The organism is Georgenia daeguensis, assembly GCF_039537705.1.
Taxonomy (GTDB): domain Bacteria; phylum Actinomycetota; class Actinomycetes; order Actinomycetales; family Actinomycetaceae; genus Georgenia; species Georgenia daeguensis.
This window is the reverse complement of record NZ_BAABBA010000015.1, coordinates 13,180-29,080: the sequence shown is the minus strand read 5'-3', so window position 1 is coordinate 29,080 and position 15,901 is coordinate 13,180. Positions and strand designations below refer to the sequence as shown.

Below are 15,901 nucleotides of genomic sequence, written 5' to 3'. Positions count from 1 at the left end.
TCAGCCGGCGTCCTCACCGTAGGCGGCGGTGAGGATGGCGCGGATCTCGTTCTTGCCGACCGGGCGCGGGTTGTCGACCGGCAGCGCGGCGCTGACGCGGTCGATCGCCTCGTCCAGCTGCCGGTAGAGCAGGCCGATCTGGGCGAGGGTCCGCGGTGCGCCGATCGAGGCGGCGAGCCCGCGCAGCCCGGAGACGGCCTCCTCGGCCTCGAGCGCGCGGGCGATCCGGGCCGCCACGCGGGGCACGGCCGGGGCGTTGAAGGCGAGGACCTGCGGCAGGAGGACGGCGTGCAGGGCCGCGTGCGGGAGGCGGAACGCGCCCCCGAGGACGTGGCAGATCTTGTGGTGAAGGCCCGAGCCGGTGGAGGCGAAGGTCGCACCGGCGAGGTAGGCGCCGTACAGCAGGAGCTCGCCGGCCGCGGTCGGGCTGCCCGCCCACACCGAGACGGGGTCCGTCAGGGCCTTCTCGGGGGCCTGTGCCCGGGCGAGGCTCTCGGGGCCGATCCCGCGCAGGCCGGAGGCGAGGGAGCGCATCGCCTCGTCGGCCATGGCCGAGCTGATCGGGTTGGCGCCGGGCGCCCAGTGGGCCTCCACCACGTGGGCGAGCGCGTTGAGCCCGGAGCCGACGGCGAGGTCGCGGGGGAGCCGGTCGGTCAGGTCGGGGTCCAGCACGACCGTGCGCGGCCGGACCGCCGGGTCGGTGCCCGTCTCCTTGCGCCCCTCCCGGGTGGTGCCCCACACCGGCGTCGCCTCCGAGCCCGAGTACGTCGTCGGCACGGCGAGGATCGGCACCCTTAGCTCGCGCGCTACCACCTTGGCGGTGCCGGTGGTCGAGCCGCCGCCGATGCTGAGGAGCAGGTCCGCGCGGGCCTCCCGGGCGCGGGCCACGGCGCGTTGAGCGACCGCCACCGGTACGTGCTCCTCGACCTCGGTGAAGAACGAGACCACCGCGTCGGCGAACGGTTCCACCGAGGCGTGCGCGAGCGCCTGGTGGGACGCGCCGGTGACCACCATGACGCGGTCCGCGCCGAGCCGGGCGATCTCGTCCGGGAGCGCGGTGCGCACGGTGCCGCGCCCGAAGACGACGCGTGCGGGTGACGTCTCGTAGGTGAACTCCACCGGGTACCTCCTCGTGCTCGGCCTCGGCAGCCACCGGCCCACGTGCGGCCGCCGCTCCTCCCATCATGGCCCGAACGGTGCCGAGGTGGGACGCAGCCGACGCGCCCGCGCCCCGCCGCGTCGCCGCGCCACCGCGCCACCGCGCCGAGAATGCCCTAAGTGCTGGTCCATGCGGACCGATGAGCACTTAGGGCGTTCTCGGCTGGGGCTGGGGCTGGGGCTGGGGCTGGGGCTGGGGCTGGGGCTGGGCCTGGGGCCGGGGGGCGGGCGGCTGGAGGGCTTACGTGTTCGTGCTGGTGCGGCGACGGCGCTCCCGCGGTGCCACGCTCGGCTCCCAGCCGCGGCGCGGATCGCGCGAGCCGGTCGCGTGCGACTCCTCCCGGGAGCGGTAGACGATGTACGGCCGGGTCGAGTACTGCACCGGCGCCGAGAACGCGTGCACCAGCCGCGTGAACGGCCAGATCATGAAGAGCAGGAACGCCGCGGCGATGTGCAGCTTGAACGGCAGCGGCACGTCAGCCATGAGCTCCGGCATGGGCTGGAAGTAGAACAGCGAGCGCAGCCAGGGCGAGATCGTCTCCCGGTAGTCGTACCCGTGGGCCTCGCCGAGGATCTGCGTCTGCACGGTCGCCCACATGCCCAGCAGGATCGGGATCGCCAGCATGACGTACATGAACTTGTCCACGCGGGTGGTGGCCAGGAAGACCGGCCCGGTCACGCGTCTGCGGTAGATGAGCAGCACCAGTCCCACGAGCGTCATGAGGCCGGCCACCGAGCCCATGTACGTGGCGATGAAGTGGTAGGCCACCTCGCGGAAGCCCACCGCCTCGGTCCAGTCCTTGGGGATGAGCAGGCCCATGAAGTGGCCGAGCGCGACGAAGATGATCCCGAAGTGGAACAGGGGCGAGCCCAGGCGCAGCAGCGTCTTCTCGTAGAGCTCGGACGAGCGCGTGGTCCAGCCGAACTTGTCGTACCGGTACCGCCACACCAGGCCGACGACGAACACCGCCATCGACACGTAGGGAAAGACGACCCACAGCAGCGTGGTGGTCGCACTCATGCCCGCACCTCCTCGTTCCGGGCCCCGCCGGGGGCGTAGGGCTCCAGCGGGCCGAGCGCGTTCAGGCCCACCATCTCGGTCGGGGGACCGGCCGTGATCAGCTGCAGCAGACGGTCCTCGACGTCGGCGCTCGGCCGCGGCAGCACCAGGCACACCGCCTCGACCACCGCCGCCCACGGGCTGTGCAGGGACGTCAGCGCCGAGCGCAGCACCTCCACGCCCTCGCGGTGCGCGGCGAGCAGCGCGGTGCCGAGCTCGGCGTCGCCCACCGCGGTGAACTCCAGGACGATCGGGAGGAAGTCGGGCAGCTCGTTGCGGCCGACCTCCCACCCCGCCGCCCGGTAGGCCTCGACGAACCGCACGAGGGCCGTGCCCCGGCGGCGGGTGTCGCCGGTGACGAAGTAGGACAGGTACATCGAGCACTTGCGCTTCAGGTCGAACGTGTCGACGTACGCCCGGGCCAGCGCCTGGGGGTCCTGCGAGCGGGCGTGGTCGACGAAACCCTCGAGCCGGGACCGGACCGGCTCGGGCAGGCCCGCGACGCCGGAGCGCACCGCCTCCAGCCGCCCGGCCTGGTCCGGGTCCGGGTAGTCGAGGAGGACGGACGCGGCCATGCAGGCCAGCGCGCGCTCGCGGTCGGTGACCCTCACGGGCGCGAGCGGCTCGAGGCCGGGCACGCGGAGGAAGCCGCTCATCGCCGTCCCTCCTCGCCCGCGCCGGCGGCGCCGTCCTCGGCCGGGCCGCCCGCGTCGGCGGGCGACATGGGTCCGTCGCCGTGCGCCACCCCGGGGAAGCCGCCCGGGTTCGGGTCGTCGGCGAAGGTGCCGGGTGCGGCGTCGGGGTCGGCCACCGCGACGGCGCCCGGGGGCTTCTCCTCCGCCGGCGGGAACAGCCCGGCCGCCCCGCGCCCGTCCCAGTTGAGCAGGTTCACCCGCGACGGCCCGGTGGGCACGTGCGGGTCGTCGGCCGTCTGGCGCGACTTCAGCGCGTGGAACGTCTCCACGCTGGCCGGCGCGGGGTGGCCGGACGAGGAGCCGAACGGTCCGGCCCCGCCCATGCCGGGGCCGCCCTCGTAGTCCAGCGAGCAGGCCATCTCCTCGAGCCCGGCCGCCGTCTCGGCGTGCGCGGAGGGGATGACGTAGCGCTCCTCGTACTTCGCGATCGCCAGCAGCCGGTACATCTCGCGCACCTCGGTGCCGGTCATGCCGACGGCGGCGGCGATCTCCTCCTGCGGCTCGTGGCCGAGGTTGATGTCGCGCATGTACGAGCGCATCGCCGCCAGGCGCCGCAGGGTCTTCTCCACGGGGCGGGTGTCGCCGGCGGAGAAGAGCTCGGCGAGGTACTCCAGCGGGATCCGCATCGTCGAGATGGCCGTGTAGAGCGTCCTGGCGTCCTCGCCGTCGTTGCCCGAGGAGGTGACGACGTCGACCACCGGGCTCAGCGGCGGGATGTACCAGACCATCGGCAGCGTGCGGTACTCGGGGTGCAGCGGCAGGGCCACCTCGTACTCGCTGATGAGCTTCCAGATCGGGCTGGCCTGCGCGGCGGCGATCCAGTCCTCCGCGATGCCGTCGCGGCGCGCCGCCTCGATGACGGCCGGGTCGTGCGGGTCCAGGAAGACGGACCGCTGGGCGGCGAGGAGGTCGTGCTCGTCCTCGACGGCGGCGGCCTCGCCCACGCGGTCCGCGTCGTAGAGCACGAGGCCGAGGTAGCGCAGCCGCCCGACGCACGTCTCCGAGCACACGGTGGGCAGGCCCACCTCGATGCGCGGGTAGCACAGCGTGCACTTCTCGGCCTTGCCGGTCTTGTGGTTGAAGTAGACCTTCTTGTACGGGCACCCGGTGACGCACATGCGCCATCCACGGCACTGGTCCTGGTCCACGAGCACGATGCCGTCCTCGACGCGCTTGTACATCGCGCCGGACGGGCAGGAGGCCACGCAGGAGGGGTTGAGGCAGTGCTCGCAGATGCGCGGCAGGTAGAACATGAAGGTCTTCTCGAACTCCATGGCCACGTGCTCGCTCATGTGCTTCAGGAGCGGGTCCTGCGCGGCGATCTCCTGGGAGCCGCCGAGGTCGTCGTCCCAGTTCGCCGACCAGGTGATCTTCGTGTCCTCGCCCGTCAGCAGCGACTTCGGCCGTGCGACCGGGGTGTGCCGGGTGTCCGCCGGGGCGGAGAGCAGCATGTCGTAGTCGTAGGTCCACGGCTCGTAGTAGTCGTGGATCGTGGGCAGCTTGGGGTTCGAGAAGATCGTGGCCAGCTTCTTGAGCCGCCCGCCCGCGCGAAGCTTGAGCTTGCCGCGCCTGGTGCGGACCCAGCCGCCGCCCCACGTCTCCTGGTCCTCGTACGTGCGCGGGTAGCCGAGCCCGGGGCGGGTCTCGACGTTGTTGAACCACACGTACTCCATGCCGGTGCGGTTGGTCCACGCCTGCTTGCACGTGACCGAGCACGTGTGGCACCCGATGCACTTGTCGAGGTTCATCACCATCGACATCTGCGCCATGACCTTCATAGGGTCACGCTCCCCCTTCGCTCGTACCTCGCTGCGGAGTTCGCCGTTCGGTCATCGGTACTGCACCTCCTGGCTGCGGCGGCGGATGACGGTGACCTCGTCACGCTGGTTGCCCGTCGGGCCGATGTAGTTGAACGCGTAGGACAGCTGCGCGTAGCCGCCCACGAGGTGGCTCGGCTTGAGCAGCACCCGGGTCAGGGAGTTGTGGATGCCGCCGCGGTTCCCGGAGGTCTCGGCGACGGGGACGTCGATGACCCGGTCGGTGGCGTGATGCATGTACACCGTGCCCTCCGGCATGCGGTGCGAGACCACCGCCCGGGCCACCACCACGCCGTTGCGGTTGTAGGCCTCGATCCACTCGTTGTCCCGCACGCCGATCTTCGCGGCGTCCTCGACGGACATCCAGATGTTCGGGCCGCCGCGGGAGAGCGAGAGCATGAAGAGGTTGTCCTGGTACTCGGAGTGGATGGACCACTTCGAGTGCGGGGTCAGGTAGCGCACGGCGACCTCCGCGTGGCCCTGGGAGCCCGGCGCGCCGGTGGGGGAGGTGTCCCCGGGGATCGCGTCGCCGAAGAGGCGGTGCATGTCCAGCGGGGGCCGGAAGACCGGCAGGTTCTCACCGAGCTCGCTCATCCAGTCGTGGTCGAGGTAGAAGTGCTGGCGCCCGGTGAGGGTGTGCCAGGGCTTGAGCCGCTCGACGTTGACCACGAAGGCCGAGTACCGTCGCCCGCCGTGCTCCGAGCCGGACCACTCCGGCGACGTCACCACCGGCTGCGGCTGGTGCTGGGTGTCCGCGAAGGTGATGCGGGTGCCGGCGTGGTCGCGGGAGAGGTCCGCAAGCTCGGTGCCGGTGCGCTTCTCGAGGAACTCGAAGCCCTGGGTGGCCAGCCGGCCGTTCGTGGTGCCGGAGAAGGCCAGGATCATCTCGCAGGCCTTGGTGTCCTTGTCCAGCAGCGGTCGGCCGCCGGCGACGCCGGAGCGTGCCCGGCCGTTCCGCTCGCCGAGAGCCTGGACCTCCTCGGTGGGGTCGAACTTCACGCCCTTGGTGATCATGCCCAGCGTGTCGGGCAGCGGTCCGAGGGCGTCGAACTTCGCCGCCAGGTTCGGGTAGTCCCGCTCGATCACGACCAGCTTGGGCATCGTGACCCCGGGCGTGGGCGGCAGCTGGTCCATCGCCGCCACGGCGCCGTGCGGGGTGGCCAGCTCGTCCGGGGTGTCGTGGGCGAGCGGCGCGGCGACGACGTCGCGGTGGACCCCGAGGTGGCCGGCGCTGAGCTCGGCGACCCGCCTGGCCAGGCCCTGGAAGATCGTGAAGTCCGACCGGGTCTGCCACGGCGGGTCGATCGCCGGGGTGAAGGCGTGCACGAAGGGGTGCATGTCCGTGCTGGACAGGTCGTACTTCTCGTACCAGGTGGCGGCCGGCAGGACGACGTCGGAGAACAGCGTCGTCGACGTCATCCGGAAGTCGATGGTCGTCAGCAGGTCGAGCTTGCCCTCCGGGGCCTCCTCCCGCCAGACCATGTCGCGCGGCCGCCGCCCGGGCGGGGACTCCGGCGCGCGGACCGAGGCCTCCGTGCCGAGCAGGTGCTTGAGGAAGTACTCGTTCCCCTTGGCGGAGGAGCCGAGGAGGTTCGAGCGCCACACGGTGAGCACCCGGGGGAAGTTCTCGGGGGCGTCCGGGTCCTCGACGGCGTAGCGCAGCCTCCCGGCACCGAGCTCGTCGACGATGTGCTGCGGAACCTCCTTGCCCGCCTGCGCCGCCTCCTGCGTGATGAGCAGCGGGTTGCGGTTGAACGTCGGGAAGCTCGGCGTCCAGCCCCGCTTGACCGCCTCGACGAGCGTGTCCGCCGTCGTCCGGCCGGCGAAGTCGCCGCGGGCGAGCGGCGAGGCGAGGGTGTCGGCCGGCAGCCCGTCGTAGCGCCACTGGTCCGTGGCCAGGTACCAGAACGACGTCGCCGTCATCTGCCGGGCGGGGCGCTGCCAGTCCAGAGCGAAGGCGTACTGCTGGAAGCCGGTGATGGGCCGGACCTTCTCCTGGCCCACGTAGTGCGCCCAGCCGCCGCCGTTGACGCCCTGGCACCCGGTCATCGTGGTCAGCGCGAGCATGGCCCGGTAGATGGTGTCGGCGTGGAAGTAGTGGTTCACGCCCGCGCCCATGATGATCATCGACCGGCCGCCCGAGACGACGGCGTTGTGCGCGAACTCCCGCCCGATGCGGATGGCCGCCGCGGCCGGGACGCCGGTGAGCTCCTCCTGCCACGCCGGGGTGCCGGGTGCGGTGGCGTCCTCGTAGCCGGCCGGCCAGCTGCCCGGCAGGCCCTCCCGGGCCACGCCGTAGCGGGCGAGCAGGAGGTCGTAGACGGTGGTGACGAGGTGGCCGCCCACCCGGCGGGCCGGGACGCCGCGGCGGACGACGCCGGAGCCGCCGGTGTGCGCGCCCGCCTCGCCGTCGTCCGCGGTCGGGGGGACGTCGAAGCGGGGCAGGTCCACCGCGACCGCCTCGGAGCCGGCCAGGTCCGCCAGGGTCAGGACCGGGTCCGTCTCGCCGAGGTCGAGGTTCCACCGCCCGGCGCCCTCGGGCCCGAACCGGTCGCCCAGGGTGCCGTTGGGGACCACCGGGGTGCCGGCGTCGTCCAGGAGGACGGTGCGGAAGGCCGGGTTCTCGCCGCGGGCGAGGTGGCCGTGCTGCGGGTCGTCGGCGAGGTCGGCGGCGGTGAGGAACTTGCCGGGCACGTACGCGCCGTCGCGCTCCTCCAGGCCCACCAGGAACGGAGAGTCGGTGTAGCGCTTCATGTACTCGAGGAAGCGCGGGGTGCGGTCGCGGACGTGGAACTCGGAGAGGATCACGTGGCCCATGGCCATCGCCAGGGCGCCGTCCGTGCCGGGGTGGACGGAGAGCCACTCGTCGGCGAACTTCGTGTTGTCGGCGTAGTCGGGCGAGATCGCGACGACCTTCTGCCCGTGGTAGCGGGCCTCGGTCATGAAGTGCGCGTCCGGGGTGCGGGTGACCGGGATGTTCGAGCCCCACATGATCAGGTAGCCGGCGTTGAACCAGTCGGCCGACTCCGGGACGTCGGTCTGGTCGCCGAAGACCTGCGGGGAGGCGACCGGCAGGTCCGCGTACCAGTCGTAGAAGGACAGCATGTGGCCGCCCATGAGGGAGTAGAACCGGGCGCCCGCGCCGTAGGAGACCTGCGACATCGCCGGGATGGGCGTGAAGCCCGCCAGCCGGTCCGGCCCGTACTGCTGCGTGGTGTAGACGTGGGCCGCCGCGATGAGCTCCTCGGTCTCCTCCCAGGTGGTGCGCACCAGGCCGCCCTTGCCGCGGGCCGCCTTGTACTGCCGGGCCCGCTCGGGGTCCTCGACGACGTCGGCCCAGGCCTCGACCGGGTCGCCGAGGCGGGCCTTCGCCTCGCGGTAGAGGTTGAGCAGCGTGGCCCGCACGTAGGGGTAGCGGATGCGGGTGGGGGAGTAGGTGTACCAGGAGAACGCCGCGCCGCGCGGGCAGCCGCGGGGCTCGTACTCCGGGGAGTGCGGGCCGGTGGAGGGGTAGTCGGTCTGCTGGGTCTCCCAGGTGATGATCCCGTCCTTGACGTAGACCTTCCACGAGCACGAGCCGGTGCAGTTGACCCCGTGGGTGGAGCGGACCACCTTGTCGTGCGACCACCGGTCGCGGTAGAACGCGTCGCCCTCGCGGCCGCCGGTGAGGAAGAGCTGGCGCAGGTCCGGCGAGGCCGTGCCCCGGCGGAGGAAGGTGCCCAGCCGGAGCAGGGTGTCCTCCGGCGAGCTCTCGCGGGTGGCGGGCGTTCCGTCGGGCCGGGTGGCCGTCATGGCGGGTCCTTCCGTGGAGGGCGGTGCGAGCTGGTCGGGCAGGGTCGTGGCGGTGCTGTCAGGCGGCGGCCGGCCGGGCCGCCGCGGCGCGGCGGACGGGCCACCAGCAGAACGCGGCGACGGCGAGGGCCGTGAGGGCGAGCAGCATCAGGCCGAAGAAGTAGCTCCCGGTCTGGGTGTAGAAGGCGCCCATGACCAGCGGGGGGAAGAACCCGCCCAGACCGCCGGCGGCGCCGACGATGCCGGTGACGGAGCCGACCTTGTCGGCCGGGGCGAGCCGGGCCACGAGCGCGAAGCACGCTCCGGAGGCCGAGCCGAGCATGATCGCCATGGTCAGGAACGCCACCGTGCCGGCGGGCAGCAGCTCGAGCTCGAGGGCGGCGAGGACGGCCATCGCGGCGGTCACGACGAAGTTGACGACCAGGACCGGGATCGGGTGGAACCGGTCCGAGAGCCAGCCGCCGACCGGCCGGGCGAGGACGGCGAGCACCACGAACCCGGCGGTGCGCAGGGCGGCGTCGGCGCGGTCGAGGCCGTAGGCGTTGACCAGGTAGGCGGGCAGATACACGCTGAAGGCGACGAAGCCGCCGAAGCCCAGCGCGTAGATGAGGGCGAGCTGCACCGTGGCGCGCACCTTCAGAGTGGCCATGGTGCGGGCCAGCAGGGAGCCCGTGGGAGGGGTCAGGCCGGGCGCGTCCCGCACGAGGGCGCGCGCCAGGACTGCGTAGAGCGCGAGCAGCACCGCGACGAGGACGAACGGTGCGGGACGGCCGAAGGCCTCCGCGATGCCGACCGTGGTGAAGGAGGCGACGGCGGTTCCCGCGGTTCCCATCCCGAAGATGCCGAGCGCGGTCCCGCGGTTCTCCGGGGCGAACCAGCGGTTGACGAACGGCACGCCGATCGCGAACGCGGTGCCGCCCAGCCCGAGGAAGAACCCGCCCAGGATCAGCATGGCGAAGCTGGAGGCCACCAGGCCGGTGAACAGCACCGGGACGATCGTCAGGAGGCTCACCGCCGGGAACATCACCCGGGCTCCGAAGCGGTCGGTCAGGGCGCCGACCGGGATGCGACCGAGCGAGCCGACGATGACCGGCACCGCAACGATGACCGAGACCTGGAAGGCGCTGAGCGAGAGGTCCTCCCCGTAGGTGGCACCGAGCGGGCCGATGAGCGCCCAGGCCCAGAAGTTGACGAGGAAGCCGATCGTCGCCAGGAGGAGCATGCGGTTCTGCGGGCCGCCCCCCGCGCGCGCCGATGCGGGTGCGGTGCGGTCGTCCGGCTGTTGCGACGTCATGCGGCGACTCCCAGCTCGACTGGTGCCCTGGGCAGGGCCCGGTGCGGCCGATTATGCACGGAAGGAACCGTCTGCAACAGTGCCGGAGAAAGGCGTCGGGAATGTCGGGAAAATAGGCAAGAGGGGGCTGACCTAAATCATTCCGCACCAGCGTGCGGATTTCCGGTTTTCACGGTATTGGCACGATCGTGGCGTCCCGACCGAGAGGCTTCCGGGCTCGGCGAGTCGATATCACCGCAGGTCACCGAGGTAGGACCTAGGTCCTAGGGTGGCTGCTGCCGACCTCGGGACGCCGTCGGCCGCTTTGCCGCGCCGCGGCCGACCGCGTCAGGGCCGGCACATTGTCGGCGATCATCGCCGTTCCGCTCGTGCTCGCGACGATTCGCCCGTGCTGTTTTCTCGGACCGTGCCCGACGGCTTCTCGCGCGAGGCGGAATCTCGACATCAAAGTATTGAATGCTCTCTCATCGGGGGAGTGCGCGCCCTCCTCCGCCCGGTGCGTGCCGTCTGTCGCCCGTTCGAGCTGGCTCGAGCGTCACGGACCGGTCGGCGGTCGGCGCTACGGTGACGTGGTGAGCCACTCCCATCCGCCCGGTCGGCACGGCGCCGTCGCCGAGAACGTCGCGCCCGCCGGGAGGGCGTTCGTCGCCGGAGCGGTCGTCACCGTGTCGGACCGGTGCGCCCGTGGCGACGCGGAGGACGTCTCCGGCCCGCTGGCCGTGGAGCTGCTGGCCGGCGCGGGGGTGCGCGCGGACGTCGTCGTGGTGCCCGACGGGGTCGAGTCCGTGCGCGGCGCGCTGCGGGCCGCGCTCGCGGACGGAGCGCGCGTGGTGCTGACGACCGGCGGGACGGGGATCTCGCCGCGCGACCTCACCCCGGAGGGCACCCGTGACCTGCTCGCCCGCGAGCTGCCCGGCCTCGCCGAGGCGATCCGCGCCCGCGGCGCCGTCGCCGTGCCGGCCGCCGTCCTCTCCCGCGGCCTCGCCGGCATCGCCGCGGGCCGGGACGGGGAGGCACTGGTGGTCAACGCGCCCGGCTCGCCGGGTGCGGTCCGCGACGCGCTGGCGGTGCTCGGCCCGCTGCTCCCGCACGTGCTCGACCAGCTCGCCGGCGGCGACCATGGGCGCGCCCTGCCGGTGTGACCGCTCCGCCCCGCCGACCTGTCGGGCTGGGGGTCAGCCCTCCTCGAGCGCGGCGAGGTCCTGCCAGGTGTCGACGTCGGCGGCCTCCTCGTCCGCGGCGGCGACCGCGGCGAGGTCCAGGCCGGACACCAGCTCGCGCACCGAGGCCCCGGCGGGCGGCAGCGCCCGCAGCCGCGCGCGCAGGGCGGCGGTGCGGTAGACCGCGGTGAGCCACTGCGGGCGACCGCCGGCGTCGGTCAGGGCCGCGCCGTCGCCCCGTGCCTCGATCGCGGCCCGCAGCAGCCGCGGCACGGCGCTGGCCGCGCGCGGGACGTCGCACGCCAGCACGAGCAGCAGCGGTGCCGACGGGCCCGGCGCCGCGTCCAGCGCCGTCAGTCCCGCGGAGACCCCGGCGACCGGCCCGCCGAGCGGCGGGTCCTCGAGGGTGCGCACGACGCCGGGCGGCACCTGGACGTCCTCCGGGGCGACGACGACCACCCGGCCGGCCCCCGCGGTCGCCGCGAGCGCGTGGTCGAGCAGGCGACGGCCCGCGAGCAGCACGTCCGGCTTGGACGCGCCGCCGAGCCGGCGCCCGGTGCCGCCGGCCAGCACGACGGCGTCGAAGGTCACGGCGTCAGTCCGGCCGGCGCCAGTCACCGGAGCGGCCGCCGGACTTGGCGATCACCTTCACGCCGGTGATCTCGGCCGAGCGGTCCACGCCCTTGACCATGTCCACCACGGCCAGGGCGGCGACGGAGACCGCAGTGAGCGCCTCCATCTCCACGCCGGTGCGGTCGGCGGTGCGCACGGTCGCGGTGATGACCACCCGGTCCTCGGCGAGCTCGAGGTCCACCACGGCGCCGTGGACGCCGATGGTGTGGGCCAGCGGCAGCAGCTCGGGCGTGCGCTTGGCGGCCGCGATCCCGGCGATGCGCGCGACGGCGAGCACGTCCCCCTTGGGGACGGTGCCCTCGCGCAGCGCGGTCATCACCGTCTCGCTGCAGCGAACCTCGCCGCGCGCGACGGCCTCCCGCACGGTCGGCTGCTTGCCGGTGACGTCGACCATCCGGGCGTGCCCGGCGTCGTCCAGGTGGGTCAGGCGGATCTCGCTCACGGCACCATCATGACGGTCACGACGTCCCCCTCCGCGACGGCCTCGACGTCGGACTCGACGATCGCCAGGCCGTCCGCCTCCGCCAGCGAGGCCACGAGGTGGGAGCCCGAGCCGCCCGCGGAGGCGGGACGCGCGAGCAGGACGAGCGTGCCGTCGTCGTCGGTGCGGTCGTCGAGGACGACGGGCATGTACTGGCGCCTTCCGGCCGGGCAGCGCCAGCCCGCGGCCACCGTCGCCTCGACCAGGAGGGGCTGGAGCGTCTGCGGCTCCGCCGTCGTCCCCCGCCCGGCCATGACCCGCAGCGCCGGCTCGACGAAGACGACGAAGCTGACGAAGACGCTGACCGGGTTGCCGGGCAGGCAGAAGATCGGCACCCCGCGGCCGTCGTCGTCCAGCACCCCGAAGCCCTGGGGCTTGCCCGGCTGCATCGCGACGGCGGTGAAGGCCACCTCGCCGAGCGGGGCGAGGACCTCCTTGACCACGTCGTAGGCGCCGGCGCTGACGCCTCCGGTGGTGACGATCGCGTCGACCCGGCCCAGGGACTCCTGGAGGCGACGGCGCAGGGTGGCCGGGTCGTCGTCGACAGTCTCCAGCGGGACGGCGGTCGCGCCGAGCGTCTCCGCCAGCGCCGCGACCAGGACGGAGTTGGAGTCCGGGATCTGCCCGTGGGCCAGCGGCGCGCCCGGGGGCACCAGCTCGGTCCCGGTGGAGAGGACGCCCAGCCGCACGCGGGGCTGGACGGGGAGGGTGCCGTGCCCGGTGGACGCGGCGGTCGAGAGGTCGCGCGGGCGCAGCTCGATCCTGGCCGGGACGACGACGGCGCCCGGGGTGACGTCGTCACCGGCCCGGCGGACGTGGGCGCCGGGTACGGCGGGGGAGCGGATCTCCACGACCTCGGGCAGGGCGCTGCCCGAGCCGGGCCCGGCCCGCTGGTCCGTCTGCTCGACCGGGACCACGGCGTCCGCGCCGGGCGGCACGGGGGCGCCGGTCATGATCCGCACCGCGGTGCCCGGGTGCACCTCGGGGCGGTCGCCCGACCCGGCGGGCAGGTCGGCGACGACCCGCAGCCGCACCGGCGACTCCCGCGAGGCCGCGGCGACGTCGGCGGCACGCACCGCGTAGCCGTCCATCGCCGAGTTGTCGAAGGGTGGGACCGCAAGGTCGGCGATGACGTCCTCGGCCAGGACGCAGCCGAGCGCGTCGGCGAGCGGGACGTCGCGCGCGGGGAGGCGCGGGACGGCGGCCAGGACCGCGTCGCGGTGCTCCTCGACGGTGATCATCCTGCTTCTCCTTCGTTCTGGTCAGTACGTGGGCAGCGTCGGGTCCACGTCCGCGACCCAGGCCAGGACGCCGCCCTCGACGTTCACGGCGCGCGCGCCGGCATCGGACAGCGCGTGGACGGCCTGCGCCGAGCGCTGCCCGCTGCGGCAGTGCACGAGCAGCTCACGGGCCACGCCGCCCGGGCGGCCCAGGTCGAGGCGGTGCACCACGCCCTCCGGGTCGGCGAGGACCTCCGCGAGCGGCACGCTCACCGCCCCCGGGATCGTCACGATGCCGCGCTCGGGCACCTCGCGGACGTCGAGGAGGATGAAGTCGTCCGCGCCGCGCGCGCGGGCGCCCAGCCGCTCGGCCAGGGCCCGGACCGAGATGGCCGGCAGCGGCGCGCCTCCGCCGTCGGTAGGCCCGCCCGGAGCCGTCCCCGGCGCCGGGTCGTACCCCAGCTCCTCGGGCGTGGTCGGCGGGGCGGGCGTGCCCGGACGTGGGCGCACCGGCAGCTCGCTCCAGCGGGCGCCGAGCACGTCGAGCACGAGCACCCGGCCCAGCAGCGGCTCGCCGGCGCCGGTGATCAGCTTGACGGCCTCGGCCGCCATGATCGACCCCACCTGGCCGCACATCGCGCCGAGCACGCCGGCCTGGCCGCACGAGGGCGTCGTGCCCTCCGGGGGCGGGGTGGGGAAGAGGTCGCGGAGCGTCACCCCGGGGGTCTCGCCGTCGGGCCGGGACCAGAAGACGGAGACCTGGGCGTCGAAGCGCAGGATCGACCCCCAGACGAGCGGGATCCCGAGCTCGGCGCAGACGTCGTTGACGAGGTAGCGGGTGGGGAAGTTGTCCGTGCCGTCGATGACGAGGTCGTGCCCGGCGAGGAGGTCGCGGGCATTGGCGGCGTCCAGGCGGACGTGCCGACCGGTGACCTCGACGTCCGGGTTGAGCGCCCCGATGTGCTCGGCCGCGGACTCGACCTTGGGCCGGCCCACGTCGGCCGTGGAGTGGATGACCTGACGCTGGAGGTTGGAGGCGTCCACGACGTCGTCGTCGACCACGGTCAGGTGCCCGACCCCGGCGGCGGCGAGGTACTGCAGCACCGGCGAGCCGAGGCCGCCGGCGCCCATCACGAGCACCCGGGCGGCGAGCAGCCGGCGCTGGCCGGCGTCGCCGAGCTGGCCGAGCAGCAGGTGCCGCGAGTACCGCTGGACCTGCTCCCGGGTCAGCGGTGGCCCCGGCTCCACGAGGGCGGACGTGCGCATGGCCCCACTGTAGGGTCCGTGCCGGGACCGTCGGTCCCACGACCGACGCCCTCGGGAGGCGCTATGGCGATCGAGCCGGACACCAAGGACTGGACCTGGGTGCTGCAGCGGCGCTGCGAGCAGTGCGGCGCGGAGGTCGCGGGGGAGACGCCCGCCACCGTGGCCGCCCTGGTGCGGGCGGCGGTCCCGCGCTGGCAGGCGGTGCTCCGGCGCCCCGGCGTCGCGGAGCGGCCCGACGAGGGCACGTGGTCGCCGCTCGAGTACGCCGCGCACGTGCGCGACGTCTTCGGCGTGTTCCGGGCCCGCCTGGCGCTCATGCTCGCGGAGGACGGTCCCACCTTCGCCGACTGGGACCAGGACGCCGCGGCCGTCGCCGGCCGGTACCGGGACCAGGACCCCGCGGTGGTCGCGGAGGAGCTCGCCGGCGCGGGCACCGCCGTCGCGGACGCGTTCGAGGCGGTCCCCCAGAGCGCGTGGGAGCGTCCGGGGCTGCGGTCCAACGGGTCGGCGTTCACCGTGCGCACGCTCGCCCAGTACTTCGTCCACGACGTGCTGCACCACCTGCACGACGTGCGCGGCTGACGGCGCACGCGACTCCTTTCTGAGGACCGCAGAACGAGCCGAGGACCGACGTCGGGAAGTCGGTTCTCGACGCAGATGTAGGTCCTCACGGGCCAGGTCCCTCGGCCGTGCGGGGCTGACACGACTCACGCGAGCGAGCCGCCGAGCCGCCGAGCGCGCCGGTGACCGACAACACCAGCCCACTAGATAGATGCATGGTGCATGTAGATGTACCGTGGGGGACATGTCCGATTCCTCCCTCGCGCGGCCCGAGGCCTCCGAGCGCGTCCTCGAGGCGCTCACCTCCTTGATCCGCCGCAGCCGCACCTCCGCCGCGCTCGTGGCGCAGGCCTGCGGGCTCCAGGGCGCCCAGGTCCAGCTGCTCTTCGCGCTGCACCGGTCCCAGGAGTGCCGCGTCGCGGGGCTCGCCACGCACCAGCTGGTCGATCCTTCGGTGGTCAGCCGCCAGGTGGCGGCCCTGGAGAAGCTGGGCCTGGTCGCCCGACGGTCGGACCCGGACGACGGCCGCGCCTCGCTCGTCTCCCTCACGGAGGCGGGGCGCGAGAAGCTCCGCGAGGTGCGCCGCCTGCACCTCGAGGCGGTCGTCGGCTCCATGGAGGACTGGCCGGTCGAGCGGATCAGCCGCCTCGCCGACGACCTCGCGGACCTCACGGACGCCTCCGCCGTCGTCTACGCCAAGCTCTCCGGCACCGCGCCGGCCGACACCGAAGCCAAGGATCACGCGTGAAGAAGAAGGACCTGAC

13 protein-coding genes are annotated in these 15,901 nt (G+C 73.6%); 3 read left to right on the top strand and 10 right to left on the bottom strand.

Going from position 1 to position 15,901, the window contains the following annotated elements:
• From ABD774_RS14465 to ABD774_RS14440, 6 genes are all read right to left on the bottom strand, one after another.
• Window positions 1–1,119 carry a maleylacetate reductase gene (locus ABD774_RS14465; RefSeq protein ID WP_345042548.1) on the bottom strand — a complete coding sequence of 373 codons (1,119 nt, stop codon included), beginning with the start codon at window positions 1,117–1,119 and terminating at the stop codon, window positions 1–3.
• 280 nt (window positions 1,120–1,399) lie between these two features.
• The gene (gene narI, locus ABD774_RS14460; protein ID WP_345042545.1) at window positions 1,400–2,179 is read right to left on the bottom strand and encodes a respiratory nitrate reductase subunit gamma; all 780 of its coding nucleotides are present in this window, start codon (window positions 2,177–2,179) and stop codon (window positions 1,400–1,402) included.
• Window positions 2,176–2,874 carry a nitrate reductase molybdenum cofactor assembly chaperone gene (gene narJ, locus ABD774_RS14455; RefSeq protein ID WP_345042543.1) on the bottom strand — a complete coding sequence of 233 codons (699 nt, stop codon included), beginning with the start codon at window positions 2,872–2,874 and terminating at the stop codon, window positions 2,176–2,178. The genes narI and narJ overlap by 4 nt, the downstream gene beginning before the upstream one ends.
• On the bottom strand, window positions 2,871–4,691 hold the full coding sequence (narH, locus tag ABD774_RS14450) for a nitrate reductase subunit beta (RefSeq protein ID WP_345042540.1): 1,821 nt from the start codon (window positions 4,689–4,691) through the stop codon (window positions 2,871–2,873). Before narH ends, narJ begins: the two co-directional genes overlap by 4 nt.
• A 51-nt stretch (window positions 4,692–4,742) precedes the next feature.
• On the bottom strand, window positions 4,743–8,522 hold the full coding sequence (locus ABD774_RS14445; RefSeq protein WP_345042538.1) for a nitrate reductase subunit alpha: 3,780 nt from the start codon (window positions 8,520–8,522) through the stop codon (window positions 4,743–4,745).
• Between the two features lie 58 nt (window positions 8,523–8,580).
• The gene (locus ABD774_RS14440) at window positions 8,581–9,816 is read right to left on the bottom strand and encodes an MFS transporter (RefSeq protein ID WP_345042536.1); all 1,236 of its coding nucleotides are present in this window, start codon (window positions 9,814–9,816) and stop codon (window positions 8,581–8,583) included.
• A gap of 665 nt (window positions 9,817–10,481) precedes the next feature.
• Between ABD774_RS14440 and ABD774_RS14435 the strand changes: the two genes are divergently transcribed.
• Entirely contained in the window at window positions 10,482–10,958 is a 477-nt protein-coding gene (locus tag ABD774_RS14435) for a MogA/MoaB family molybdenum cofactor biosynthesis protein (protein ID WP_425554565.1), read from the top strand.
• A 33-nt stretch (window positions 10,959–10,991) separates the two neighbouring features.
• Here ABD774_RS14435 and mobA read toward each other — a convergent pair whose 3' ends face one another.
• From mobA to moeB, 4 genes are read right to left on the bottom strand one after another with little or no spacing between them, the layout of a single operon-like run.
• On the bottom strand, window positions 10,992–11,567 hold the full coding sequence (gene mobA, locus ABD774_RS14430) for a molybdenum cofactor guanylyltransferase (protein ID WP_345042531.1): 576 nt from the start codon (window positions 11,565–11,567) through the stop codon (window positions 10,992–10,994).
• Window positions 11,568–11,571: 4 nt separating this feature from the next.
• Window positions 11,572–12,042: a cyclic pyranopterin monophosphate synthase MoaC gene (gene moaC, locus ABD774_RS14425; RefSeq protein WP_345042746.1), complete on the bottom strand. Its 471-nt coding sequence runs from the start codon at window positions 12,040–12,042 to the stop codon at window positions 11,572–11,574.
• A gap of 5 nt (window positions 12,043–12,047) precedes the next feature.
• Window positions 12,048–13,331 carry a molybdopterin molybdotransferase MoeA gene (locus tag ABD774_RS14420; protein WP_345042528.1) on the bottom strand — a complete coding sequence of 428 codons (1,284 nt, stop codon included), beginning with the start codon at window positions 13,329–13,331 and terminating at the stop codon, window positions 12,048–12,050.
• A 21-nt stretch (window positions 13,332–13,352) separates the two neighbouring features.
• Entirely contained in the window at window positions 13,353–14,576 is a 1,224-nt protein-coding gene (gene moeB / locus ABD774_RS14415; RefSeq protein WP_345042526.1) for a molybdopterin-synthase adenylyltransferase MoeB, read from the bottom strand.
• Window positions 14,577–14,639: 63 nt separating this feature from the next.
• On the opposite strand from moeB, the gene ABD774_RS14410 reads away from it, so the two are divergent.
• Together ABD774_RS14410 and ABD774_RS14405 are read left to right on the top strand one after the other, a co-directional pair.
• Window positions 14,640–15,158, top strand: a complete 519-nt coding sequence (locus ABD774_RS14410) for a DinB family protein (protein WP_345042523.1) — start codon at window positions 14,640–14,642, stop codon at window positions 15,156–15,158.
• 223 nt (window positions 15,159–15,381) lie between these two features.
• Window positions 15,382–15,885: a MarR family winged helix-turn-helix transcriptional regulator gene (locus ABD774_RS14405; RefSeq protein WP_345042521.1), complete on the top strand. Its 504-nt coding sequence runs from the start codon at window positions 15,382–15,384 to the stop codon at window positions 15,883–15,885.
• Window positions 15,886–15,901: the final 16 nt, after the last annotated feature.

What these genes read in the sequence shown, in the direction of transcription:
- narI (WP_345042545.1), bottom strand. Translation starts at nt 2,179, where the DNA reads ATGAGTGCGACCACCACGCTGCTGTGGGTCGTCTTTCCCTACGTGTCG.
- narJ (WP_345042543.1), bottom strand. Translation starts at nt 2,874, where the DNA reads ATGAGCGGCTTCCTCCGCGTGCCCGGCCTCGAGCCGCTCGCGCCCGTG.
- narH (WP_345042540.1), bottom strand. Translation starts at nt 4,691, where the DNA reads ATGAAGGTCATGGCGCAGATGTCGATGGTGATGAACCTCGACAAGTGC.
- ABD774_RS14445 (WP_345042538.1), bottom strand. Translation starts at nt 8,522, where the DNA reads ATGACGGCCACCCGGCCCGACGGAACGCCCGCCACCCGCGAGAGCTCG.
- ABD774_RS14440 (WP_345042536.1), bottom strand. Translation starts at nt 9,816, where the DNA reads ATGACGTCGCAACAGCCGGACGACCGCACCGCACCCGCATCGGCGCGC.
- ABD774_RS14420 (WP_345042528.1), bottom strand. Translation starts at nt 13,331, where the DNA reads ATGATCACCGTCGAGGAGCACCGCGACGCGGTCCTGGCCGCCGTCCCG.
- moeB (WP_345042526.1), bottom strand. Translation starts at nt 14,576, where the DNA reads ATGCGCACGTCCGCCCTCGTGGAGCCGGGGCCACCGCTGACCCGGGAG.
- ABD774_RS14410 (WP_345042523.1), top strand. Translation starts at nt 14,640, where the DNA reads ATGGCGATCGAGCCGGACACCAAGGACTGGACCTGGGTGCTGCAGCGG.
- ABD774_RS14405 (WP_345042521.1), top strand. Translation starts at nt 15,382, where the DNA reads ATGTCCGATTCCTCCCTCGCGCGGCCCGAGGCCTCCGAGCGCGTCCTC.